The organism is Phenylobacterium hankyongense (assembly GCF_003254505.1).
In the GTDB taxonomy this organism is placed as follows: domain Bacteria; phylum Pseudomonadota; class Alphaproteobacteria; order Caulobacterales; family Caulobacteraceae; genus Phenylobacterium; species Phenylobacterium hankyongense.
Window position 1 is genome coordinate 1 of record NZ_QFYP01000025.1, and the last position, 327, is coordinate 327.

Genomic DNA, 327 nt, shown 5'->3' on the forward strand with positions numbered 1-327 from the left:
TCTGTCCTCCCCCTTCCCCACCTCCTTCTCACTCTTCCTCTGCCATGGCGCTGTGCACGGTGCCGAGCGCACACTCGCTGGCCGCGCCGCCGCGAGAGTTCATCGTCTTCGGCGTGGGCCGGCGGGCGCGGCGGGCGACGGTGGTGACATGCTCAGCGGCAGGGGAAGCTAAGACGGTGGTGATCGGGCTGGCGGCGGACTCCGGCTGCGGGAAGAGCACCTTCATGCGGCGGCTGACGAGTGTCTTTGGCGGCGCGGCGGAGCCGCCGAGAGGAGGAAACCCGGAGTCGAACACGCTGATAAGCGACACGACGACGGTTCTCTGTT

At 68.2% G+C, this 327-nt stretch carries 2 protein-coding genes; one reads left to right on the plus strand and one right to left on the minus strand.

The features are described from left to right. Positions 1 to 28: 28 nt before the first annotated feature. Positions 29 to 226 carry a hypothetical protein gene (locus DJ021_RS19240; RefSeq protein ID WP_424444238.1) on the minus strand — a complete coding sequence of 66 codons (198 nt, stop codon included), beginning with the start codon at positions 224 to 226 and terminating at the stop codon, positions 29 to 31. Between DJ021_RS19240 and DJ021_RS19340 the strand changes: the two genes are divergently transcribed. After that, the coding region (locus DJ021_RS19340; protein WP_424444240.1) for a hypothetical protein at positions 225 to 327 on the plus strand (103 nt) is incomplete at its 3' end. The two genes, DJ021_RS19240 and DJ021_RS19340, sit on opposite strands and share 2 nt — an antisense overlap.